Annotated in this window: 22 protein-coding genes; 13 read left to right on the forward strand and 9 right to left on the reverse strand. The window is 70.4% G+C overall.

Going from position 1 to position 22,563, the window contains the following annotated elements; genetic code table 11:
* Together F4X11_08415 and F4X11_08420 are read right to left on the reverse strand one after the other, a co-directional pair.
* A partial coding sequence (locus F4X11_08415; GenBank protein MYN65036.1) for a hypothetical protein occupies positions 1–517 on the reverse strand: 517 nt, incomplete at its 3' end.
* Between the two features lie 56 nt (positions 518–573).
* Complete coding sequence (locus tag F4X11_08420; protein MYN65037.1) at positions 574–1,803, reverse strand: cysteine desulfurase; 1,230 nt, start codon at positions 1,801–1,803, stop codon at positions 574–576.
* On the opposite strand from F4X11_08420, the gene F4X11_08425 reads away from it, so the two are divergent.
* The 8 genes from F4X11_08425 to F4X11_08460 all read left to right on the forward strand — a co-directional run bounded on the left by F4X11_08425 (position 1,734) and on the right by F4X11_08460 (position 9,204).
* The gene (locus F4X11_08425) at positions 1,734–2,471 is read left to right on the forward strand and encodes a polymer-forming cytoskeletal protein (protein ID MYN65038.1); all 738 of its coding nucleotides are present in this window, start codon (positions 1,734–1,736) and stop codon (positions 2,469–2,471) included. The two genes, F4X11_08420 and F4X11_08425, sit on opposite strands and share 70 nt — an antisense overlap.
* A gap of 39 nt (positions 2,472–2,510) precedes the next feature.
* On the forward strand, positions 2,511–3,221 hold the full coding sequence (locus F4X11_08430) for a methyltransferase domain-containing protein (GenBank protein MYN65039.1): 711 nt from the start codon (positions 2,511–2,513) through the stop codon (positions 3,219–3,221).
* An 11-nt stretch (positions 3,222–3,232) separates the two neighbouring features.
* The gene (locus F4X11_08435) at positions 3,233–4,024 is read left to right on the forward strand and encodes an SAM-dependent chlorinase/fluorinase (GenBank protein ID MYN65040.1); all 792 of its coding nucleotides are present in this window, start codon (positions 3,233–3,235) and stop codon (positions 4,022–4,024) included.
* Between the two features lie 78 nt (positions 4,025–4,102).
* The gene (locus F4X11_08440) at positions 4,103–5,317 is read left to right on the forward strand and encodes a butyryl-CoA dehydrogenase (protein ID MYN65041.1); all 1,215 of its coding nucleotides are present in this window, start codon (positions 4,103–4,105) and stop codon (positions 5,315–5,317) included.
* A 17-nt stretch (positions 5,318–5,334) separates the two neighbouring features.
* A complete protein-coding gene (gene glpX / locus F4X11_08445) occupies positions 5,335–6,306 on the forward strand; it encodes a class II fructose-bisphosphatase (GenBank protein ID MYN65042.1) in 972 nt (323 codons plus the stop codon).
* A gap of 141 nt (positions 6,307–6,447) precedes the next feature.
* Positions 6,448–7,119, forward strand: coding sequence for a threonylcarbamoyl-AMP synthase (locus F4X11_08450; GenBank protein ID MYN65043.1), 672 nt, complete (start codon positions 6,448–6,450; stop codon positions 7,117–7,119).
* Positions 7,120–7,285: 166 nt separating this feature from the next.
* Positions 7,286–8,641, forward strand: coding sequence for a hypothetical protein (locus F4X11_08455; protein MYN65044.1), 1,356 nt, complete (start codon positions 7,286–7,288; stop codon positions 8,639–8,641).
* A complete protein-coding gene (locus F4X11_08460) occupies positions 8,638–9,204 on the forward strand; it encodes a CDP-alcohol phosphatidyltransferase family protein (GenBank protein ID MYN65045.1) in 567 nt (188 codons plus the stop codon). Before F4X11_08455 ends, F4X11_08460 begins: the two co-directional genes overlap by 4 nt.
* Positions 9,205–9,211: 7 nt before the next feature.
* On the opposite strand, the gene F4X11_08465 is transcribed toward F4X11_08460, so the two are convergent.
* The 7 genes from F4X11_08465 to F4X11_08495 all read right to left on the reverse strand — a co-directional run bounded on the left by F4X11_08465 (position 9,212) and on the right by F4X11_08495 (position 17,015).
* Positions 9,212–10,162 (reverse strand): SDR family oxidoreductase, encoded by a 951-nt coding sequence (locus F4X11_08465; protein MYN65046.1) that lies wholly within the window; start codon positions 10,160–10,162, stop codon positions 9,212–9,214.
* 15 nt (positions 10,163–10,177) lie between these two features.
* Positions 10,178–11,620, reverse strand: coding sequence for an undecaprenyl-phosphate glucose phosphotransferase (locus F4X11_08470; GenBank protein MYN65047.1), 1,443 nt, complete (start codon positions 11,618–11,620; stop codon positions 10,178–10,180).
* A 37-nt stretch (positions 11,621–11,657) separates the two neighbouring features.
* Positions 11,658–12,710 carry a glycosyltransferase family 4 protein gene (locus F4X11_08475; GenBank protein MYN65048.1) on the reverse strand — a complete coding sequence of 351 codons (1,053 nt, stop codon included), beginning with the start codon at positions 12,708–12,710 and terminating at the stop codon, positions 11,658–11,660.
* Positions 12,711–12,796: 86 nt separating this feature from the next.
* Positions 12,797–13,921, reverse strand: coding sequence for a glycosyltransferase family 4 protein (locus F4X11_08480; GenBank protein ID MYN65049.1), 1,125 nt, complete (start codon positions 13,919–13,921; stop codon positions 12,797–12,799).
* Positions 13,922–14,746 carry a glycosyltransferase family 2 protein gene (locus F4X11_08485; protein ID MYN65050.1) on the reverse strand — a complete coding sequence of 275 codons (825 nt, stop codon included), beginning with the start codon at positions 14,744–14,746 and terminating at the stop codon, positions 13,922–13,924.
* Positions 14,743–15,873 carry a glycosyltransferase family 4 protein gene (locus F4X11_08490; protein MYN65051.1) on the reverse strand — a complete coding sequence of 377 codons (1,131 nt, stop codon included), beginning with the start codon at positions 15,871–15,873 and terminating at the stop codon, positions 14,743–14,745. The genes F4X11_08485 and F4X11_08490 overlap by 4 nt, the downstream gene beginning before the upstream one ends.
* The gene (locus F4X11_08495) at positions 15,870–17,015 is read right to left on the reverse strand and encodes a glycosyltransferase family 4 protein (protein ID MYN65052.1); all 1,146 of its coding nucleotides are present in this window, start codon (positions 17,013–17,015) and stop codon (positions 15,870–15,872) included. Before F4X11_08495 ends, F4X11_08490 begins: the two co-directional genes overlap by 4 nt.
* A gap of 158 nt (positions 17,016–17,173) precedes the next feature.
* Between F4X11_08495 and F4X11_08500 the strand changes: the two genes are divergently transcribed.
* The 5 genes from F4X11_08500 to F4X11_08520 form a co-directional block, all read left to right on the forward strand.
* A complete protein-coding gene (locus tag F4X11_08500) occupies positions 17,174–18,469 on the forward strand; it encodes a UDP-glucose/GDP-mannose dehydrogenase family protein (GenBank protein MYN65053.1) in 1,296 nt (431 codons plus the stop codon).
* Between the two features lie 4 nt (positions 18,470–18,473).
* Positions 18,474–20,390 carry an ABC transporter ATP-binding protein gene (locus F4X11_08505; protein MYN65054.1) on the forward strand — a complete coding sequence of 639 codons (1,917 nt, stop codon included), beginning with the start codon at positions 18,474–18,476 and terminating at the stop codon, positions 20,388–20,390.
* Positions 20,391–20,430: 40 nt separating this feature from the next.
* Positions 20,431–21,318 (forward strand): YicC family protein, encoded by an 888-nt coding sequence (locus tag F4X11_08510; protein MYN65055.1) that lies wholly within the window; start codon positions 20,431–20,433, stop codon positions 21,316–21,318.
* A gap of 3 nt (positions 21,319–21,321) precedes the next feature.
* Positions 21,322–22,029, forward strand: a complete 708-nt coding sequence (locus F4X11_08515; GenBank protein MYN65056.1) for a guanylate kinase — start codon at positions 21,322–21,324, stop codon at positions 22,027–22,029.
* Between the two features lies 1 nt (position 22,030).
* Positions 22,031–22,563: bifunctional 4'-phosphopantothenoylcysteine decarboxylase/phosphopantothenoylcysteine synthetase (locus tag F4X11_08520; GenBank protein MYN65057.1), on the forward strand; the 533-nt coding region annotated here is incomplete at its 3' end.

Raw genomic sequence — 22,563 nt, forward strand, 5'->3', positions numbered from 1 at the left:
CCCGCGGGGCGCCGGGGGGGGCTCCGTGGGGGTTGGGGGGGGGGTCACCGCGCCCCCCCCCCCCCCCCTGGGGGGGGGCGCGGGGGGGGGGGCCCCGCGGCCCGGCGCCGCCGGCCGCCGGCACGGTCTCCACCCGGGCATAGTGGCCGGTGGCCACCTGCTCGGCGTCGAACCCCACCGCGCGGTCGAGCAGGCTCGCGAACTTCAGGTCGCTGTTGCAGCGCACGCAGGGGATGGGCGTGCGCGCCGCCGCGTACTCCTGCACGAACGGGGAGATCACCCGCTCGTCGAACTGGCGCTCGAAGTTGACGATGTAGTGCGGGATGCCGATGCGCCGCGCAACCCGGCGCGCGTCATGGAGGTCGTCGAGGGTGCAGCAGGAGCCGAACGACTGCGTGCCGCCTCGCTGATCGTAGAGTTGCATCGACAGGCCCACCACGTCGTGGCCGTCGGCGGCCAGCAGCGCGGCCGCCACGGACGAGTCGACGCCACCCGACATCGCGGCAACTATTCGCATCGGTTCGTTTCCAGTGTACAGATTCGGGTCCGGCCGGACGGGCCGAGCCGCGGCGTTCAGGCCGGGGCGTGCGCCGCGCCGGCTCGCGACAGCGCACGGAGCCTGGCGACGAGCGGGGGGAGGACGCCGACGAGCCGGTCGATTTCGTCGTCCGTGTTTCCGAGGCCCAGGCTGAAGCGAATGGAGCTCTGCGCGCGCCGCGGCGTGAGCCCCATCGCCCGGAGCACGTGCGACGGCTCGAGCGTCCCCGACGAGCAGGCGGAGCCGGTCGAGACGGCGATGCCCTCCAGGTCGAGCGCGATCAGCAGCGCCTCGGCCTCTACGCCGTGGAAGCTGATGTTCGTGGTGTTCGGGACGCGTTCGCCGCCGCCGTTCACGGCCGTGTCCGGAACGCGGTCGAGCAGCGAGGATTCCAGGCGGTCGCGCAGGGTGCGCAGCCGGGCCGCTTCGCGCGACAGCTTGGCGGCGGCCAGCCGCGCCGCCACGCCGAGCCCGACAATGGCCGGTACGTTCTCGGTCCCGGCCCGGCGGTTGCGTTCCTGTCGTCCGCCGGTCGTGGGGGCCACGAGTCGCATCCCGCGCCGAATCCAGAGCGCACCGACACCCTTCGGGCCGTTGAACTTGTGCGCGGAGATCGACAGCAGGTCGACACCGAGGGCGCCCACGTCGAGGGGCAGCTTGCCGGCCGTCTGCACGGCGTCGGTGTGGAACACGGCGCCGCGGCGGTGCGCGATCCCGGCCAGCTCGGCGATCGGCTGCAACGTGCCGATCTCGTTGTTCGCGTGCATGACGGAGACGAGCGCGGTGTCGTCGGTGAGGGCCGCTTCGAGCGCCGCCGGCTCGACGACGCCGGCGTCGCCGACCGGCAGCAGCGTCGAGGTCCAGCCGCGCTTCGACAGCGCCTTCAGCGTGTTGAGGACCGCCTCGTGCTCGATGGCGGAAGCTATGAGGTGGCGGCGTCCGGCCGCCGGCGACGCTTCCGCCACCCCGCGGATCGCCAGGTTGTCGGCTTCGGTGCCGCTGCCGGTGAAGATGACGTCGTTGGGCCGCGCGCCGAGGAGCGCCGCCACCGCCGAGCGTGCGTCGTCGAGGGCCGCCTTGGCCGCCTGACCGAACGCGTGGATGCTCGACGCGTTGCCGAAGCAGCCCCGGACCGCCTGGTGCATGGCGTCGGCGACCTCGGCGGCTACCGGCGTGGTGGCGTTGTGATCCAGATATGCGCGCACTTGGAGCGATCCTAGCACCCGAAGCACCGCGCGGGCTCCTGGACACGGTCTGGACGCCATTCTGTATACTGATTGGGAATTTCAAGATCTCCGATTCGCCACGCGGTGGTGGCCCAGCGACCAGAGGAAGCTTCATGTGGAAACGCGACGATGTACGCCCGCCGGACGACGGCAATGACGTAGAAGAACATCCCTTGGCCGGCATCGCGAGCACGGGCGCCTCGAGGCGTGCGCCCGTCGCCGAACGGCCGGCATCGCGGGACGTGGTCAACATCGGCAAGTCCGTGATCATCAAGGGCGAGTTGAGCGGCAGCGAGAATCTGACGATCGAGGGGCAGTTCGAAGGCAAGATCGAGTTGCGGGACAACGCTTTGACCGTGGGTCCCAACGGCAAGATCAAGGCCGAGATGCTGTTCGCCAAGTCGGTCGACATACTCGGTCGGGTGACCGGCAAGATCATGGCGGTCGACGTGGTGAGCATTCGCGAGAACGGTGCGGTCGACGGAGACATCACCGCGCCGCGCATCGCCATCGCCGACGGCGCCCATTTTCGCGGCAGCGTGGACATGCGCCGGGACAGCGTGAAAGCGGAACCGCGGGAGTCGGTCGTCGGCAAGGCGCCCGCCGCGCCCAAGGGACAGGTCGCCCCCGTTCAGGCGCAGCCGCAGCCGGGCCAGGCGCCGCCGCCCAGGGTGGGCCGCGCGGCCGGCGGGCGGCAGGCCCGCTAGGAGTCTGCGCCGCAGACGGGGGATGTGCGCCCGCGATCGATGACAGGTCGTGTCACGCTCGGATCCGGTTCCTTCGGCGGAGGCCGGCCCGCGCCCGATGCAGGCGCCGCGCTTTCCGAGCCCGATCGGTTGGTCTCGACGCGCGCGGTCGGCGTCCTGATCGATGCGCTCCGCAGCCGGGAATCCCCGATGCTGCTCGATCTCGGTCGCGTCGTCGGCGACAACGTCGCCTTCTTCACATCCAGGTTCGCCTGCCGGCTGGTCGTGGCCGACCTGTTTGCGGATCTGGACGAGCGGTCGTCCGCGGGTGAACGGAACGAGGATCAGACCGGAGCGTGGGTCGCGGAAACGATCCGAGCGGAGCCCGAGTCCGTCGACGCGATTCTGTGCTGGGATACTCTCGAGCACCTGACGGCCGTCGAGGGGCAGATCCTGGCCGAGAGGCTCACTCGCGTGCTGAGGCCGGAGGGCATTCTGCTGCTGAGCTTCAGCGGCGAGTGGAACGCCCAGCCGGGCTACGCCACCTACGGCATCGTCGACCGGTCGACGTTGCGGCGGCAGTTCTACGCCGGCGCGTCGCGGCAGATGCGCGTGCTGACGAGTCGTGAGGTGACGGAGACGTTTCGGAATCTCTCGATCGTCGATGCTTGCCTGTTTGCGACGCGGGCGCAGGAGATGGTGTTTCGAAAGCCGTCGCACTCGACGGCGACCGGCAAGGGCGTCGCGTCGCGCCCGCGCCTCGAAGTGTAAGTTTTGACAGGATGGCCCGACCGATTGTCGCCCTGCTGACCGATTTCGGCACCACAGACCATTACGTCGGTGCGATGAAGGGGGTCGTTCTGGGGATCTGTCCCGAGGCGGCCGTCGTCGACATCTCGCACGATGTGCCGGCCCATGACGTGCTGACGGCCGGCCTCGAGCTGGCGGCGGCCTACCGCTACTTTCCCGCCGGCACGGTGTTTCTCGTGGTCGTCGATCCGGGGGTCGGCTCGAGTCGCCGCGGGTTGGCCGCCGAGGCGGGAGACTATCGCTTCGTGGCGCCCGACAACGGTGTCCTGACGGCCGTGTTCCAGGAGACGCCGCCGAAACGGGTGGTCGAGCTTACCGAGCGCAGGTATGCCCGGCCGACGGTGAGCCGGACGTTCGAGGGGCGAGACCGCTTTGCGCCCGGAGCGGCGTGGCTCGCCAAGGGCGTTCAGTTGCCGGCGCTCGGCCGGCCGCTCACCGACTACTCCAGCATCGGGATTCCGACGCCGGAGACGGGCGAAGGGCGAATCGCCGGCGAGGTGTTGCGGGTCGACGCCTTCGGCAATCTCATCACCAACATAGGCCGGCGGGCGTTCGACGTTCTCTGTCGGGGCGGCGCCATCCGCATCGAGGTGGGCGGCGAGGACATCGGCCGTCTGGTCGAGACCTACGCGGACATCGGTCCCGACGAGGTGTGTGCGCTCTTCGGAAGCACGGATTGCCTCGAATTCGCGGCGAACTCGGCCAGCGCCGCCGCGCGCCTGTCGGTCGAACGCGGGGCGCGGGTCATCGTCAGTCGTCCGTGACGGCGCCGTACGAGTCCGGGCGGCGGGCTGCGACCAGGGAATCGCAGGGGACGGGCATGAAGAGGGAAAAGGACGCAGATGTTCGATCTTGAGTTGACCGAGGAACAGCGGCTGCTGGAGCAGTCCGTGCGCGAATGGGCCGGCCGCGAGGTGGCTCCCCGGATCCGCGAGCTGGATCGCCAGCATCGATTCGATCCCGCCATCCTCACGCAGATGGCGGACCTGGGGCTGCTGGGCATGTGCGTGCCGCGGGAGTACGGCGGCGCCGGAATGGACTACCTCAGCCATGGTCTGGCGTGCGAGGAGACCGAGTACGTCGATACGTCGTTGCGCGTGATCCTGTCCGTGCACCTCGCCCTGAACTCGCTGACCGTGTTGACCTGGGGCACCGAGGATCAGAAACGGCGCTACCTTCTTCCGCAGGCCCAGGGGCGGAAGATCGCCAGCTACGGGCTCACCGAGCCGGGAGCGGGCAGCGACGTCCGCGGGATGCAGTCGGTGGCCGTCAAGCGCGGTGACCGGTACGTGCTCACGGGCGAGAAGATGTGGATCTCGCTGGCCGACGTGGCGGATCACTTCCTGGTGTTCGCCTACAGCGACCTGGAGAAGAAACAGAAGCGCGACGTCTCCGGCATCAGCGCGTTTCTCGTGGAGCGGAGCTTTCCGGGCTTCTCCAGCGGCACGCTGACCGAGAAGTGGGGGATTCTCGCGGGCAACACGGGCTACTTCAAGATGGACGAGGTGGAGGTGCCCGAGGAGAACCTGCTCGGCCGCGAGGGCGAGGGCTTCAAGATCGCCATGTTCGCGCTCGACCAGGGACGCCTGAGCGTGTCGGCGGGCGCGACGGGCCTGATCCGGGCGTGCCGGGACGCGAGCGTGGCGTACGCCCGGGATCGGAAGACGTTCGGCGTGCCGATCGGCCAGCACCAGCTCGTCAAGGAGATGATCGCGCAGATGGAGTCGGACTACCAGGCGGCGCGGCTGCTCTGGATGCGCTCGGCCTGGCTGAAGAACGAGGGGCGGCGCAGCACGCGGGAGACCGGCCTCGCCAAGTGGTTCGCGACGGTGGCTTCCGAGCGGGCGGCGGGCGACGCCGTGCAGATTCACGGCGCGAACGGCTACTCGGACGAGTACCCGGTCGGCCGCTTCTACCGCAACTGCAAGGGCGCCGTGATCTACGAGGGGACGCGCGAGATTCACAAGATCATGCAGGCGGACTACGCGCTTGGATACCGGGTGGACAAGCCGACGCGGTGCCGGTTGCCGGCCTACCGGGAGGCGGTGCAGGCGTGACCACGACGAGCGAGGATCTGACGTCCGGGTTTCTCGACGTTGTCGAGCAGGCGGCGATTGCCTGCGCGCACACGATGGGACGCGGCGATCGCCATCTTTCCGACCGGGTCGCGGTCGAGGCGATGCGCGCCCGTCTCGATCGCGTCCCCATCGATGGCCGCGTGGTGATTGGAGAAGGGGAGCGCGACAAGGCCCCGATGCTCTACATCGGCGAGCGCGTCGGGCAGGGGGCGAACGGAGAGGAGGGGCTGCCCGAGATCGACATCGCCGTCGATCCTCTGGAAGGCACGAACCTGTGCGCCACCGGCGCCCCGCGGGCGATCGCCGTGCTGGCGGCATCTGAACGGGGCGGGCTGCTGCACGCGCCGGACATCTACATGCAGAAGCTGGTGGTCGGCGCGCAGTCGAAGAACTCGGTGAATCTCGACGCGCCGGTGGGCCACAACCTGAAGCAGATCGCCCGGTGCCTCGACCGCGACGTGGAGGACCTGGTCGTCGTCGTGCTCGATCGCAAGCGGCACGAGCCGCTGATAGCGGAGATTCGGGAGGCCGGGGCGCGGATTCGACTGGTCGGCGACGGCGATCTGACCGCCGCCATCGGGGCCGCGGTGGTCGGCAGCGGCGTGCACGCGGTCATGGGCAGCGGCGGCGCTCCCGAGGGGGTCCTGGCCGCGGCCGCGATGCGCTGTCTCGGCGGCGAGATCTTCGCGCGCCTGATCATCGATTCGCCGGAGAAGGAAGCCCGCGCCAAGTCGATGGGCATTGCCGAGCCGCGCCGGGTGTACACCTCGGCGGACCTGGCGGCCGGGAAGCAGCTCATCTTCGCGGCGACCGGCGTGACCGAAGGGGCCCTCATGAAGGGCGTACGGTTCTTCGGCGAAGGGTGCCGCACGAGCTCGGTCGTGATGCAGACCAATCCCCACCGCGTCCAGTTCATCGACACCATTCACGTCAAGGAGCAGGCCGGGCGGCGCGGGCTGCGCTTCTGAGTCAGCCCGGGTCCGGGGGATCTTCCTTCTTGCGGTGCTTGCGCTGCCGGAACGGGCGCCGGGTCTTGTCCTCGTGGACGCCGCCCTTCTGTCTCGGGAGCGGCACGCGGACGCGCGGCTTCGGCTGCCGGGAGGGCGTACGTGGCGGTTGACGTGAAGTCATGGCGCGCTCGTGCCGCGTTGCCGCGTCGGTTGGCCGTCGATCCGGACCGTCCGGATTCGGCCGCTCTCCAACCGGCCGTCGACGCGCTCGCGGCCGGAGAGGTGGTCGCGTTCCCTACCGATACGTTGTACGGTCTGGCGGTCGATCCCCGCCGGTCCGATGCGGCGCGGCGGCTCTTTGCGGTGAAGCGCCGCCCGGCCGGCGTGGCGGTGCCGTTGATTGCAGCGGACGTTGGCCAGGTCGCGCTGGTCGTGCGAAGTCTCACGCCGCTCGCCCGCCGCCTGGCCGACCGCTGGTGGCCCGGTCCGGTCTCGATCGTGCTGGACGCCCTGCCCGAACTCGACCCGCGCCTGGTGGATGCGGCCGGCACGATCGCACTCCGCGTCCCGGCGCATTCGCTGGCGCGGCGTCTCGCGGCGTGCTTCAACCACCCTATCACGGCCACGAGCGCCAACCGGAGCGGGGAATCCCCGGCCACGGATGCCGCTTCGGTGGTCGAGGCTCTGGGTCGTGAGGTGCCCATGGTGGTCGATGGTGGACCGACCGCGGGCGGGCCGCCGTCGACGATCGTGGACGCACGGGGCGGCGCGCCTGCGCTGGTGCGGGAAGGGGTGGTCTCGTGGAGCCGCGTGCTACAATCGCTGGCGTGAAGGGCTCCGCGGTGGCGGCACGCCACGCCGTCGCGCGTGAGCGGGCGGTGATCGTCGGTCTCCAGCCCAGTCTGCTCACCGGGGGCGAGGCCGAGTCGTCGAACGCATTCTTCGTCACCCTGGACCGCCGGCACCGGGGTATCCTTCCCGACCGGGAGCGTGTGTCGTGACGCTGCGTACGACCGCGGGAGCGTTGCTCGCCGCGGCTCTGCTGGTGGGTGGTTGCGCGGTTCGCGTGCCGGTCGTTACAACCCCCGCGTACCCCGACTTCGTCTTTCCGGCGGCGCCTTCCTCGTACGCGGAATCGCCCGCCGCGGACGAGCAGCGGGATGCGTGGGCGTTCCTCCAGACGGGGGATCTGGCGCAGGCGGAGGCGCGTTTCGCCGCGCTGCTCGAGCGCGACGCCGCGTTCTTCCCGGCGGCTGCCGGACTTGGGTGGGTGGATCTCGCCCGTGGCGGATACCGGGACGCGCTCGAGCATTTCGATGCGGCCCTGGGCGCCGCGGCGCACTATGTGCCGGCCCTGGTCGGGCGGGGTGACGCGTTGCTGGGCGCGGACGACATCAGCGGCGCGCTCGCGAGCTTCGAGGGGGCGCTGGCCGCGGCTTCGGCGCCGGCGCGGGTCGAGAGGCTCGTCGGCGAACTGCGGCTGCGGGTGATGACGGAGCGGTACGACGACGCGCTCGCAGCGGTCGCCGCCGGGCGCCTGTCGGAGGCCGAGGCCGCCTACGCGGACGTGATCGCGGCCTCGCCGGATAGTGCGTTCCTGTACCTGGAGTTGGCGAGGCTCAAGCAACGGCAGGCCGAGACCGCCGAAGCGCTGGTCTGGACGCGCCGCGCCCGGCAGCTCGAGCCGAACGAGCCCGGCGCCGTGCTGTTGGAGGCCTCGCTGCTCGAAGCACTGGGTGAACTCTCGGCCGCCGAGGACGCGTACGAGTTGGCCGAGGCGATCGATCCGACTGACGCGTCCGCCGCGGGTCTGGCGCGCGTGCGTCGCGAACTGCAACTCGCGGCGCTGCCGGAACAGTATCGCGGCCTCGCCGTAGCGGAGTCGGCCACGCGCGGCGATCTGGCGGCGCTGCTGGGCGTGCGGCTGGCCGAGTTGCTCGATGACGCGGCGTTCGGTGCGCCGACCCCCATCCTGACGGATACACGCGATCACTGGGCGAGTTCCTGGATAGTGGAGGCGGCGCGTGCCGGCGTCATGGGAATCGGCGCGGGCAACCGGTTCGAGCCCGAACGGATCGTGCGCCGCGGCGACCTTGCCGACGTCGTGGCCGCCGCGCTCGTTCTGATCGCCGATTTCGACCCGGATGCGGCACGCCGCTGGCAGACCGCGCGCGTGGAGTTCTCGGACATGAATCCGGGGCACCTCAATTACGAGAGTGCGACGCGTGCGATCGCCGCCGGGGTGCTCCGCATCGACGGCGACCGGCAGTTCGATCCGATCCGGCCGGTCAGCGGGGCGGAGGCCGTCGACGCCGTCGAGCGGCTCGCGCAGTTGGCCGCGGGCCTGGGATGAGCGCGATGACGGCGCTTACCACCGCCAATCAGCTCACGTTGTTCAGGCTCTTCGCGGTTCCCTGCGTGGTCATCCTGGTGCTGTACCGCTTCAACGGATGGGCGCTCATCACCTTCGCCGTCGCGGGAATCACCGACGCACTCGACGGGGTCATCGCGCGTCGCTCCGGCCAGCCGACGAGCCTGGGCGCGTTCCTGGACCCGATGGCAGACAAGCTGCTGCTGCTGTCGACGTTCGTGGTGCTGACCCTGGAGCGCGACCCGCCGCTGCCGAACGTGCTCCCGGTCTGGCTCACCGTTCTCGTCATCAGCCGCGACGTCATAATCGTATTGACGGTGGCGGTGGTGAATCTGGCGATCGGGCGCCGCGAGTTCCATCCGTCCACCCTTGGCAAGGTCGCCACGCTGCTCTACGTGCTGACCTGCGCCTTCACCCTCCTGTTCAACTACCTGGAGAGTCCCTCCGTGGTCGTCGACTTCATGGTGTACGCGTCGCTGGTCGTGACTGTCGGCTCCGGCCTGCACTACATCCTGCACGTGGCCCGCCTCGTCAACGAGGGGTGAGCCCGCTCTACGGGCTTGCGCCGGCCGCGGCCAGCCTCGATCGAAAGTAGTCGATCGTCACTTCCAGGCCCTCGGCCAGCGACACGTCGGGCTCCCATCCCAGGAGGGTCCGCGCGCGGGTGATGTCCGGTTGGCGCACCTTCGGGTCGTCGGTGGGGAGCGGCATCCGCACCACGCGAGACCGCGAGCCGGTCGCGGAGATGATGGCGTCGGCGATCTCTCGAATCGTCATTTCGGCCGGATTGCCGAGGTTGACCGGTTCGTTGACGTCGGATTCCGCGAGCGCGATGATCCCGCGCACCAGGTCGCGGATGAAGCAGAAGCTGCGCGTCTGCTCGCCGTCGCCGTAGACCGTGACGTCCTCGCCGCGCAGCGCCTGGGTGATGAAGTTCGGGATCGCGCGGCCGTCCTGCAGCCGCATCCGCGGGCCGTAGGTGTTGAAGATGCGGACGATCTTGGCGTCCAGTCCGTGGTAGCGGTGGTAGGCGGTGGTGATTGCCTCGGCGAAGCGCTTCGCCTCGTCGTAGACCCCGCGTGGGCCGATGGGATTGACGTTGCCCCAGTAGCTTTCCCGCTGCGGGTGCTCCAGCGGGTCGCCGTAGACTTCCGACGTCGAGGCCAGCACGAAGCGCGCGCCCTTGGCCTTGGCCAGGCCCAGGGCGTTGTGCGTTCCCAGGGCGCCCACCTTGAGGGTGGGGATCGGCAGATCCAGATAGTCGACCGGACTCGCCGGGCTCGCCCAGTGCAGAACCAGGTCCACCGGTCCCGCAACGGAGATGTCCCTGGTGACGTCGTGCTCGATGAACTCGAACTCCCGGTCACGCAGATGCCGGATGTTCGCGAGGCTGCCGGTCAGCAGGTTGTCGATCCCGACCACCGAGCAGCCGCGTTCGAGAAGGCCGTCGGCCAGGTGGGAGCCGATGAATCCGGCCACTCCGGTGATGACGGCGCGTTGCATCGAGGCCCGTCCGGGTCAGTATGCGTTGCGGTGGAACGAGAGGCGGAGCACCGTCAGCCACATGATCTTGAAGTCGAGGGCGACGGACCAGTTCTCGATGTAGTAGAGATCGTACTCGATGCGCTTCTCGATGGAGGTGTTCCCGCGCAGGTCGTTCACCTGCGCCCAGCCGGTCAGTCCGGCCTTCACCTTGTGACGGAGCATGTACTGCGGAACCTGATCCTTGAACTGCTCGACGAAGTACGGGCGCTCGGGCCGCGGTCCGACCAGGGACATCTCGCCGCGCAGCACGTTCCAGAGCTGCGGCAGCTCGTCGAGGCTGAAGCGGCGCAGCACGCGACCGACCGGCGTGCAGCGTGGATCGTCCCTGCGGGTCCAGATCGGTCCCGTGTGACGTTCGGCGTCGGTGAACATCGATCGGAACTTGATCGTCATGAACGGGCGGCCGTCGAGCCCCATGCGCTCCTGCCGGTAGATTGCCGGGCCGGGAGAGGTCAGACGGATGACGGCGGCGATCACCCCCATCGGCACCGCCAGCACCAGCAGTGCCGCGACCGTGCAACCGACGTCGATGACTCGCTTGACGGCGGCGTTCAGGCCCTGCAGCGGGACGTCGTTCACGTTGATCAGCGGAATCCCGTCGAGCTCCTCGAGCCGGGCGCGCAGCGTGACGAACTGCAAGAAGTCGGGCACCACCTTGACGTCTATGCACTCGCGGTTGGCCACCTCGATCAGCCCGAGCATCTTGACGTGCCGGTCCAGCGGGAGCGCCACGTACAACTGGTCGATGCGCTCCCGCGCGACGACGTCCCCGGCATCGGCCAGCGTCCCCAGCAGCGGGAGGCCGCGATAACCCACGTTGTCGCCGCCGGCGACGTCGTCGTCGAGGAAGCCGGTGACGTGGTACCCGAACTCGGCATGCCGCAGAAAGCGATCCGCGACGTGCCGCGCGAGCTCGCCGGTGCCGGCGATGAGCACGCGCCGCAGTCCGATGCCCGCCGCGAACCGGCGCCGCATGTAGCGCCGCAGCAGGTCCCGTGACGCGTAGGTCAGGCCGACGTTCAGGACGACGAACAGGCCCCAGACGAGGCGTGAGACCTCGAACGCTCCGGCGTCCCGGTCGGCCGGCGAAGCGGAGTACACCTGCACGTACAGCGTGCCGAGCAGCCCCGCGATCACGGCGAGCAGCGTGCCGACGAGCAGGTTGAAGAAGTCGTCGACGCCGGTCCGGTGGCGATGCAGGCGGTAGGCCCCCTGCAGGTGGAACGCCAGCGGTACGAGCAGGCCGACGAACGGCATCAGGACGAGGTACTGCGGAACGAAGGCCGGCTGTCCCTTCGGCGTCGCGAACAGGCCGACCTCGAAGCGCAGGTAGTAGGCCAGCGCGAACGCCGCCATGCCGAGCGTGAAGTCGAGGACGACGTGGCACGCGGTGAGAACTCTCGTCTGCCGAGTCATGTCGTCGGCCGAATCTTCTTGCGCTCTTCGCCGCTCGTCAGGAGGCGAGCCTCTCGATCGTCTCGCGCATCCGCTGCTGGAACACCGGCCGGGAGAAACGCGACGCCGCGCTGCGAAGCCGCGCCGGATCGAACGCCCGGTCGTCGAGCGACCGGATGGCCGAGGCGAAGGCGCCGGCCGTCGGCTCGGGCACGAGCAGGCCCGTGGCCTCGTGCTCGACCGTCTCGCACGCGCCGCCGCTGGCGAGGGCGATGACGGGGCGTCCGCAGGCCTGCGCCTCGACCGGCGCGATGCCGAAGTCCTCCTCGCCGGTGAGCAGGCAGGCGCGGGCGCCGCGGTACAGCGCCCGGAGCTCGGTTTGCGAGCAGTGTTCCATGAACTCCACCGTGGGACCGGCGAGGCGGCGCAACCTGGCGGCCTCCGGGCCGCTGCCGACCACGCGCAACGGCACGTCCGCCTGACGGCATGCCTCTATCGCCAGGTCCACGCGCTTGTAGGGTACCAGCGCCGAAACGATGATGAAATAGTCGCCGGGCGCCGATCCGTCCGGGTGGTAGAAGTGCGTGTCGACTGGCGGCTCGAGCACGTCGGCTGTCCGATTATAGTATCGGTCGATCCGGCCGGCCACATAGCGCGAGATGGCGACGTAGTGATCGACGCGGTCGGCGGTCGCCGCGTCCCAACGGGCCAGGCGCCGCAGCGCGAGTCCGTAGAGCCTGCTTCGGAGCGCCCCGACCCGCGCCGGACCGAAATAGGCGTCGAACTGATCCCAGGCGTAGCGCATCGGCGTGAAGCAGTAGCAGAGGTGGCGCGCGCGCCCCGTCGGCACCACGGCCTTCGCGGCGCAGTGGCTGGTGCTGATGACGAGCTCGACGTCGTCGAGATCGAGCTGCTCGACCGCGGCCGGAAACAGCGGGAGGTATTGCCGGTAGCGCGTCCGCGCCAACGGCAGATGCTGGACGAAGGACGCCCGGGGGTGGTGCGCCTCGATGCGCGGCGTCACGCTTCCGGGCACGTGCACCAGCGTCAGCAGCCGGGCGTCGGGAACCAGCTCGAGGATGGCCTCGAGGGTGACCTCTCCGCCGCGCATTCCGGTCAGCCAGTCGTGGACGACGGCGACGCGCCTGCCGCCGACGTTCGCCGGAGTGACCGCCGGTTGGGCCAGCGTCGCGTCGCTCAGCGCTCTCCCTCGATTTCTTCGTAGATGCGGCGTACTTGCGTCACCGAACGCTCCCACGAGAATCGGCCGGCTCTAGCGAGGCCCTTGCGCCGCAGGTCCGCGCGGAGATCGTCGTCCTCGAGAACGCGCGTGATGCCGTCGGCAATCGACCCCGCTTCCAGGGGATCGACCAGCACCGCGGCATCGCCGAGAACCTCCGGCAGCGACGAGACGTTCGAAGCGACGACGGGCGTGCCGCTGGCGATGGCTTCGAGCGGCGACAGCCCGAACCCCTCGTACAGGGACGGGAAGACGAACACTTCCGCGAGCCGATACAGCACCGCCAGCGTCTCGACCGTCTGGTAGCCGAGGAAGCGGACGTGCTTGTGCAGATTGTAGCGATGCACGGCGCGCCGCAGCATGGCGTAGCGCGAGACCTCGCTGCCGCTCAGCAGCAGGCCGAGGTCGTCGAACCCGCGCTGTCGGACCGTCACGAACGCATCGATCAGGCGCTCGAGATTCTTGTGCGGCTTCACGTTGCCGGCGTACATGATGAACCGCTCGGGGAGCTGATAGCGTTCGCGGACGCGGACCAGATCGGCCTCGGCCGGCGTCTCGCGGAAGCGCTCGTCGATGGCGTTCGGGATCACGCTGATCCTGGCTTCAGGGACGTCGAAGAAGCGGATGATGTCCCGCTTGGAAGCGTGCGACACGGTGAGGACGCGGCGGGCGCGGCGCGTGGCGGACCAGATCTGCGCCCGCGCGTAGACGTGGGCCAGACGGTTCGGCAGGTACTGGGGGAACCGCAGGTGAATGCAGTCGTGAATCGTGACGATGGCGCGGCACGGGGTCAGCGGGGGCAGCACGTAGTGCGGCGCATGGAACAGCGTGGCGCGACTGCGGCCGAGGCTGAGGGGCACCGTGAACTGCTCGCTGATCGAGTAGTTCGGCGCTTCCTGGGTGATGGTCCTGAAGTTCTCGCCGAGCGAGGCGGCGAAGTCGGCGTCGTCGCGGCGGCACAGCAGCACGTAGTCCGTTTCGCGGTCGAGCCGGGCGAGCTGCCGCACGAGGTTGCGGACGTACGTGCCGATCCCGAAGTCGTTCAGCTTGCGTACGTCGATCGCGACTCGCACGGCTCCCAACTATAGCGCCGGCGGGTGATGGCCGCGCGCGCGCAGGTAGAGGCGCAGAGCGCCGGCCCAGCGCGGGTGGTGCTTGCGGTAGAACGCGATCTGGCTGCGCCGGTAGGCCGCCCGCGCGGCGGCCGGATCGGAGGCGCCGGAGCGGCCCCTCGCGTGAACGATCTCGGCGGCGGGCGTGAAGAGCACGCGGTGCCCGGCCGCGCGCAGCGCCGCGCAGAAGTCGACGTCCTCCCCGTACAGGAAGAACCGTTCGTCCAGCCATCCGGCCGCGGCCCCGGCGGCGCGGCGTACCAGCAGGCACGCGCCGCTGACCCACTCGGGGTGGTGCGGCGTCGCGACCTGCCGCTCGAACCAGCGGACGACGGGGCCGATGCGGCGGGCGAGACCGCGCGCGATGAGCTTCTGCCGCGCCTCGTTCCAGGGGGACAGCATGCGTCCGAACGAGAGCTCGACCGTGCCGTCGAGCCCCACGAGGCGCGGCCCGGCCGCGGCCGCCGCGGGATCGTCGTCGAGGGCGCCGGCCAGGCGGTCGATGCTCCCCGGCGGCACGATGGTGTCGCTGTTGAGCAGCAGCACCAGATCGCTGTCGCGGGCCCGGATTCCGGCGTTGGTGGCCGCCGCGAACCCGGCGTTGCATCCCATCTCGATGACCTGCACGTGCGGCCAGGCGGTCCGCACGGCCTCGACGCTGCCGTCCGACGAAGCGTTGTCCACGACGACGATGGCGTGCGTCAGGCGGGGCGGGGAGGCGTGCAGCGACCGCAGGCAGGCTTCGAGGTCGCGCCGCGTGTTGAAGCTGACGATCACGATGGCCAGGCGGGTCATGGCCGCTCCGCCGCGGCGTCGCGCAGCACGGCGAACGTCTCCGCCGCGGCGCGTGTCCACGTGTAGCGGGCGAGCAGCGGCCCCGCCCGCGCGAGCAGGGCCTCGCGGACCTCGCGGCGGGTGACGACCTCCACGAGCGCCGCCGCCACCGCGCCGGGATCGCCGATCGGGACACGGCGCACGGCGTCTCCGTAGACCTCGCGCGCAACCGCGGTGTCTCCCGCGACGACCGGGGTGCCGGCGGCGAGCGCTTCGAGAGGCGTCAGTCCGAACCCTTCGTACTCCGAGAGCCAGGCGAAGACGGTCGCGCGCCGGTACAGCGCACCCAATGCGCCGTCGTCCACGTAGGGCAGGAACGCCACGCGCGACGCGACGCCGCGGGCCTCGGCGATTCCCCGCAGGTCTTCGGGGGGCCACGTGCGATCCGGACCCACGATGGCGAGCTCGACCTCGGGTACGGCGCGCGAGACCTGCTCGAACGCGGCAAGCAGCAGGGGAAGGCGCCGGCGTGCGAACAACGCGCCGACATACAGCACCAGGGGGGCGCCGGACGCCGCCGGTAGCGGCGGCTCGCCCGGCGGCTTCGGGCAGGAGGGCGCCGCCACCCCGTTGTGGACGACCCGCACCCGCGCCGGGGGCGTTCCCAGGTGCTCGAGGATCTCCTGCCGCGAGAATTCCGATACGGCGATGACGGTCCGGGCGGCGGCGGCGGCGCGGGCCGCCAGCCATCGCCGGCGGAGGCCCTCGCGCCACCCGAACCACTCGGGGTGTGCGGTGAACGAGACGTCGTGCAGCGTGACCACCGACGGGATGTCGAGCACGAGCGGCACCGAGTAGCCCGGACCGAAGAAGACGTCGAGCCGATCGTCCGCCGCCCGCCGCGCCAGGCTGATCTGCTCCCACCAGGGGCCGCCCGCGCCGGGTATCGTGGCGTGGTTCAGGCGGGCGCCGGGTCCCGCCCGGTTGGGGAGCGGGGCTTCCGCCGGCAGGGGACGGGGGGTGTAGACGAGCAGCTCGTGTCCCGCGTAGGCGGGTGCGCCGCTCCACTCGGCGCACAGGCTCGCCAGGTAGCGGCCGACCCCGGTGCGGCGGCCGAGCAGCTCCCGGCCGTCGATGCCGATTCTCATGCCGGCGTTCCCGCCCGCCGCGCTCGGCCCTCGATCGCCGTGCGGTAGGCGCGGCGCAACGATCTCGCGGACGCCTGCCAGTTGAACGCACGGGCCCGGCGGAGCCCGCGGGCGGTGCAACCCGCGGCGAACACGTCGTCGGTCAGGACGCGTTCGAGAGCGTCGGCGATGGCGGCGGTGTCGGTCGGATCGACAAGCAACCCCGCATCGCCGACCACCTCCGGCAGTGCGCCCCGGTTCGAGGCCACGACCGGCACGCCGACCGTCATGGCCTCGAGCGCCGGCAGTCCGAAGCCCTCGTCGAGCGAGGGCAGCACCAGCACCCGCGCACCGGCGAACAGCGCCCGCAGCGCCGGCGTGTCCAGATACCCGGTACGCCGCACGCGGCCAGCCAGCGGCGGGCGTGCCGTGCGCTCCAGCCCGTCGTCCGCGCCGCCCCCCCCGGCCAGAACCAGGTCCGGCACGCCCGGCGCGCGCGTGACGAGCCGTGCGTAGGCGTCGAGGAGGCCGGCGATGTTCTTGCGGGGTGCGATAGTTCCCACGAAGAGCACGTGTCCGTCCGCCGGCGGAGCGTCCCGCGCCGGCCAGTCGGGCGCCCCGTTCGGGCAGACGGAGATCGCCTCGGGGGGAACGTGCAGCCGGCGTTCGACCTCGGTCGCGGTGTGCCGGGAGGGCACGACGACGTGCGCCGCACGTGCGGCATGACGGCGGACCAGCGCGGCGTAGTCCCGGCGCACCTCGCCGGTCGTGCGGTCCGGGTGATCGAGGAAGTCCAGATCGTGAATCGTGATGACCTGCGCCGCGCCGCGCGACGGCACCAGCAGCGGGTGCGGCGAGTGCACGACGTCGAATCGCCTGCCGGCGATCGCTTCTACCGGCGGCCATCCGGCCCGGTGCCAAGCCAGGTTGAGCAGCCGAACCGGTATGCGGCGATCGATGCTGCGGACGGCGGCGGGCACCGGCGGCTCGGCATGGGCCAGACGGTCCTTCCAGGATGCGCTGAAGACCGTCAGCTCGAGGGGATCGAGGGGCGCCGTCGCTTCGCACTCCAGCCCGGCGAGGGCCGCGACCAGATGGTGTACGAACGCGCCCACGCCTGTCGGGCGGCGTAACGCCGGCCGATAGTCGATCATGACGCGCATCCGAACGGGATCGTACCATACGGTCGCGGTTCGACCCGCCTTCGCGCCCCGCACGTTGAAATGGGACAAGTCCTTCTAAATCAGTGTTTTTGACAGGTTTTGGCGGTGCGTGCTAGCGTTGTCGGTTTGCTGAGAAGCGCCGAATGGGGTTCTAGTAGATGAAGCTTGCGGTGGTCGGAAGCGGCTACGTTGGATTGGTCGTCGGCGCGTGTTTCGCGGAGAACGGCAACGACGTCGTTTGCGTCGACAGCGACGCCGCAAAGATCGCGTCCCTGAAGCAGGGGCGGCTGCCCATCTACGAACCTGGCCTCGGCGAGCTGGTCGCGCGCAACGGAGCGGAGAAACGGCTTCGGTTCTCGACCGAGCTGGCGCCGGCGGTCGAGAGCGCGCAGGTCGTCTTCATCGCGGTGGGCACCCCGCCGGGGGAGGACGGTTCGGCCGACCTGTCGTACGTGCTGGACGTGGCCCGCGACCTGGCGCGCGCCATGTCCGGCTACACCGTCGTCGTCACGAAGAGCACGGTGCCGGTCGGCACCGCGGCCCGCCTGCGCGCGGTGATCGCCGATGAGACGAGCCAGCCGTACAGCGTGGTCAGCAATCCCGAGTTCCTCAAGCAGGGGGCGGCGATCGACGACTTCATGCGTCCCGACCGCGTCGTGATCGGCGCCGAGGACGAACGCGCGGCGGGATTGATGCAGACCCTGTACGCGCCGTTCACGCGCACCGGCGCACCGATTCAGCTCATGGATTGCGCGAGCGCCGAGCTGTGCAAGTACGCCTCGAACGCGATGCTGGCGACGCGCGTGTCGTTCATGAACGAGATCGCGACGGTCTGCGAGCTGTTCGGGGCGGACGTCGACAACGTGCGGCGCGCCATGGCCGCCGACCGGCGCATCGGGCCGTCGTTTCTGTTTCCCGGCATCGGCTACGGCGGAAGCTGCTTTCCCAAGGACATCAAGGCGCTCGTCAGCTCGTCGCGCGCCGAGGGTTACCGCTGTCGGATTCTGGAATCGGTCGAGGCCGTCAACGCCGCGCAGAAGGTGCGTCTCGTGGACAAGATGCGCGCCCACTTCGACTCGCTCACCGGCAGGACGATCGGGGTGTGGGGACTCTCGTTCAAACCGCGCACCGACGACGTGCGCGAGGCGCCGTCGGTGCCGACCATAGAGGCGCTGCTGGCCGCGGGCGCGGTCGTGCGGGCATACGATCCGCAGGCGGAGCGGGCGGCGCGCGCCATCTTCGGAGAGCGGATCACCTATGCCGCGCGCAGCTACGACGCGCTCGAGGGCGCCGACGCGCTGGCCATCGTGACGGAGTGGAACGAGTTCCGCGAGCCCGACTTCGCGCGAATGCGTTCGCTCATGCGGGCGCCGGTGATCTTCGATGGCCGCAACGTGTTCGACGTCGAGCAGATGCGGACGGAAGGGTTCACCTACTACTCGATAGGGAGGTAGTCGGTTGCATCCCGTGGCTCGTCTCGCCCGGTACGGGATTCCGCATCGGTGGCGGTTCGGCTGGGCGGTGGCGGCAATGGGAGTCTACGCGGCGGCGTCGGTGGCGCTGGTCGCGCTGATCGACCCGATCTTCAACGACGTCCTCCGGCCCGAGGACGTCCGCGGCGGCGATTCGCAGTTCTGGGTCATCGCGGCGATGCTGCTCGGCGAGGCGGCGGTCGCGGAGCTGCGCGTCGCGCTCGGGTCGGAGTTCCGGACCATCGCGGCCATGATTCTGGCCTTCGGCCTCGCGAAGGGACTCGGGAACTACTTCTCGGTCTTCCTGATGGCCGACGTCGGACAGCGGGTGGTGCGCGACCTGCGCAACGAGCTGTTCCGGCATATCGTGGGCCAGTCCGCCGGCTTCTTCGCGCGGCACACGACCGGCGGCCTGATGTCGCGCATGATGCACGACGTCATGCGCATTCAGCAGGTGGTCACGGTGACGCTCGGGGACCTGCTGCGCGAGACGATCACGGTCATCGGCCTGGCCGCCCTCCTGTGCGTTCTAGACGCCCGGCTGGCACTGGTCGCCATCAGTTGCGCGCCGCTGGTGGTCTACCCGCTCGTGCGACTGGGGCAGCGGGTGCGGCGCAACACCTACCGCGGCCAGGAGGAGCTCGGCCGCCTGTCGCACGTCACTGCCGAGGCGTTCACCGGACACCGCATCGTGAAGGCCTTCGCGGCCGAGGCGTTCGAGGCGGGCCGGTTCGCCCGCACGTCGGAACAGGTCTACCGGATCGCGATGAAGGTGACCAGCACGCTTTCCGTCCTGCCGCCGCTCATGGAGTGGCTCGGCGCCTTCGCGGTGGTCGGCGTCCTCTGGTACGGTTCCAGCCGGATCGCCGGCGGAGAGATGACGGCGGGAGAGTTCACCACCTTCGTGGCCGCGCTGCTCGTGATGTACGGGCCGGTGAAGAAGCTGAGCCGCGTGAACGCCAACATCCAGCAGGCGCGCGCGGCGGCCGAACGGGTCTTCGAGATGCTGGACGTGCGTAGCGAGGTGCGGGACCGTTCGTCCGCGCGTCCGCTGGCGCCTCTCCGATCCGCAATCAGCTTCCGGGACGTCAGCTTCGCCTATGACCGGACCGTCGGCGACCCGGTCCTGCGCGGCGTGTCGTTCGAGGTCGCGGCGGGGCAGGTGGCCGCCCTCGTCGGCCTCAGCGGCGCCGGCAAGACGACGCTGGTCAACCTCGTGCCGCGGTTCTACGACGTCACCGGCGGGGCGATTCGGATCGACGGCGTCGACGTCCGCGACGTCACTCTCGGGTCCCTGCGTGAGAACATCGGCATCGTCACGCAGGACACCGTCCTGTTCGACGACACCATCGCCCACAACATCGCGTACGCCGCGCCCGATGCCGCACCGGCCATGATCGAGGCGGCGGCCCGCGCGGCGCACGCCCACGAGTTCATCGCGGCGCTGCCGTCCGGCTACGGCACGACCATCGGAGAACGCGGCCAGCGGCTGTCGGGCGGCCAGCGGCAGCGCATCGCGATCGCCCGCGCGCTGCTCAGGAACGCGCCCATCCTCATTCTCGACGAGGCGACCTCCGCGCTCGACGCCGAGTCGGAGCTGCTGGTGCAGGATGCGCTGGCGCAGTTGATGCTGAACCGGACCGTGTTCGTCATCGCGCACCGCCTCTCGACGGTCCGGCGGGCCGACGTGATCGTCGTGCTCGAGGACGGGCGCGTGCGGGAGACGGGACGGCACGAAGAGCTGCTGGCGGACCCGGACAGCCACTACGCGCGGCTCTACGCGATGCAGTTCTTCGACCGGACGCCGGCTGCGGCGCCGACAGCGAGCCCGGCCGGGGCGGCGGCGCTTGCGGGCGGTGCCGTGTCGGCGGAGGTCCCGGTGGCGGCGGACGGCGAGCGGTAGCGGTGGGCCGGGACGGAGCAGAGAGAGGAGTCGGCAGCCCGTGATCAAGTCGATGACCGGCTTCGCGTCCCTGACACGGGAGGACGAGGCGTTGACCGTGAGCGTTACCGCGCGCAGCGTGAATCACCGCTATCTCGATCTGCAGGTCCACCTGCCGCCGAGCCTGCTGCGCCTGGAGCCCCGGGTTCGCGACGAGGCGCAGCGGCGCCTGGCCCGCGGGCGGGTGGAGATACGGGTCGCCGCCCGGCGCCGCGGCCGGCCTCCGGTCGAGGTGGAGGTCGACGAGGCGTTGATTGCCGCACTGGTGGACGTGGTCGCCCGACCGGACGTGCAGCGCGCCACCGGTGGACGCTGGACGGTCGGCGAACTGCTGGGATTTCCGCAGGTGGTGACGGTTGCGGAGCGGACGGCCGAGCTGGGGGACGACCCGGACGTCGAGACCGCGGTGACGGGCGCCGTCGGCGAGGCGCTGGGCGATCTCGACCGCATGCGGACGAGCGAGGGCGGCCATTTGCGGGCCGACCTCGACGGACGTCTCGTCGCCCTCGGCGGACTGATCGAGCGTATCGAGCAGGACGCGGGCGCCGGCGCGGAAGCGCTTGGACAGCGGCTTACGGCGCGGCTGGTGGAGATCGGGCCGGACGTGCACGCCGACCAGGCGGCGCTGGCGCAGGAAGTGGTGCGGTTCGTGGCACGGTCGGACATCCATGAGGAGATCACGCGCTTGCGGGCGCATGTCTCGCACTGGGCCGCGCTGGCGGATGCGCCCGAGCCGTGCGGGCGCAAGCTCGACTTCCTGCTGCAGGAGATGAACCGCGAGGTCAACACCATCGGGTCGAAGGCGGACGGGCACGAGACGTCCGGACTCGTGGTGGCGGCCAAGGCGGAGCTGGAGAAGCTGCGTGAGCAGGCCCAGAACGTGGAGTGACCGGTGCGGAAGGACGACCTCCACGCCGTAGCGTCCGCCCCGGCGGAGGCCTGTGCAGGCCGTCGCGGGCTCCTGTTCGTGCTGTCGGCGCCCTCGGGGACCGGGAAGACGACGCTCGTCGGCCGGCTCGTCGAGCGCGTGCCCGATCTCGTTCGGTCGCGGTCGTACACCTCCCGTGGCGCGCGGCCCGGGGAGGTCGACGGGGTCGACTACCACTTCGTGGCGCCGGCCCGTTTCCGTGACATGATCGCCGCAGGCGCCTTCCTGGAATGGGCCGACGTGTTCGGTCGGCTCTACGGCACCGGCGCAGCCGAGACGGAAGGCTGTCGCGCGGCGGGTCGCGACGTCGTCCTGGTCATCGACGTGCAGGGAGCGCGGCAGGTCCGGCGTCAAGTGCAGGATGCGGTGAGCGTGTTCGTGCTGCCGCCCTCCTTCGAGGCGCTGGAAGAGCGCCTCCGCAGCCGCGGAAGAGAGGCAGCGGGCGGCTCGGACCTGGAACGGCGCCTCCGCACTGCCCGGCAGGAGGTCGCGATGATCGACGAGTACGACTACGTGGTCGTCAACGACGAGATCGACGCGTGCGTCGACCGGCTCCGTCACATCGTACTCGCCGAGCGGTCGCGGGCGGCGGCCATGCGCGAGCGGACGCGGGACATCGTCGAGACCTTTCGCGCGGTCGATTCACCGTTGCAGCGGACGGGCGCCGACTGAGATGGCACTCGTCGCGCTCGGCGTCAGCGGCGGAATCGGCGCCTACAAGGCGGTGGAGGTCGCCCGCGGGCTCCAGCAGCGTGGGCACGACGTGGCGGCCGTGATGACCGCCAACGCGCAGCGCTTCGTCGGACCGCTGACGTTCGAGGCGATCACGAGGCGCCGCGTCGCGACCGACCAGTTCGCGCCGGGAGTCAACGCCGACATCGATCACATCGCGCTGGCGTCGTCCATCGCGCTGCTGGTCGTCGCCCCGGCGACGGCGGACGTCATCGGCAAGCTCGCCAACGGGATCGCGGACGACTTCCTTTCCTCGTTGTATCTGGCCACCACCGCGCCGGTGCTCCTGGCGCCGGCCATGAACACGAACATGCTCTCGCACGCGGCGGTGCGGTCGAACCTGGACACGCTCGCGGCGCGGGGCGCCCGTTTCGTCGAGCCGGGCGACGGCTATCTCGCCTGCGGCTGGGTGGGGCGGGGACGCCTGGCCGAGCCGGAGGCCATCGTGGCGGCGGCGGACGGGATGTTGCGGGG

The organism is Acidobacteriota bacterium (genome assembly GCA_009861545.1).
Lineage (GTDB): Bacteria > Acidobacteriota > Vicinamibacteria > Vicinamibacterales > UBA8438 > WTFV01.

Excerpts from the sequence above, each read along its gene's own strand:
- F4X11_08425 (MYN65038.1), top strand. The coding sequence starts at position 1,734 with ATGCGCGCACTTGGAGCGATCCTAGCACCCGAAGCACCGCGCGGGCTC.
- F4X11_08420 (MYN65037.1), bottom strand. The coding sequence starts at position 1,803 with ATGGCGTCCAGACCGTGTCCAGGAGCCCGCGCGGTGCTTCGGGTGCTA.
- F4X11_08430 (MYN65039.1), top strand. The coding sequence starts at position 2,511 with ATGACAGGTCGTGTCACGCTCGGATCCGGTTCCTTCGGCGGAGGCCGG.
- F4X11_08435 (MYN65040.1), top strand. The coding sequence starts at position 3,233 with ATGGCCCGACCGATTGTCGCCCTGCTGACCGATTTCGGCACCACAGAC.
- F4X11_08440 (MYN65041.1), top strand. The coding sequence starts at position 4,103 with ATGTTCGATCTTGAGTTGACCGAGGAACAGCGGCTGCTGGAGCAGTCC.
- F4X11_08460 (MYN65045.1), top strand. The coding sequence starts at position 8,638 with ATGAGCGCGATGACGGCGCTTACCACCGCCAATCAGCTCACGTTGTTC.
- F4X11_08465 (MYN65046.1), bottom strand. The coding sequence starts at position 10,162 with ATGCAACGCGCCGTCATCACCGGAGTGGCCGGATTCATCGGCTCCCAC.
- F4X11_08470 (MYN65047.1), bottom strand. The coding sequence starts at position 11,620 with ATGACTCGGCAGACGAGAGTTCTCACCGCGTGCCACGTCGTCCTCGAC.
- F4X11_08475 (MYN65048.1), bottom strand. The coding sequence starts at position 12,710 with ATGCGCGGCGGAGAGGTCACCCTCGAGGCCATCCTCGAGCTGGTTCCC.
- F4X11_08485 (MYN65050.1), bottom strand. The coding sequence starts at position 14,746 with ATGACCCGCCTGGCCATCGTGATCGTCAGCTTCAACACGCGGCGCGAC.
- F4X11_08490 (MYN65051.1), bottom strand. The coding sequence starts at position 15,873 with ATGAGAATCGGCATCGACGGCCGGGAGCTGCTCGGCCGCCGCACCGGG.
- F4X11_08495 (MYN65052.1), bottom strand. The coding sequence starts at position 17,015 with ATGCGCGTCATGATCGACTATCGGCCGGCGTTACGCCGCCCGACAGGC.
- F4X11_08500 (MYN65053.1), top strand. The coding sequence starts at position 17,174 with ATGAAGCTTGCGGTGGTCGGAAGCGGCTACGTTGGATTGGTCGTCGGC.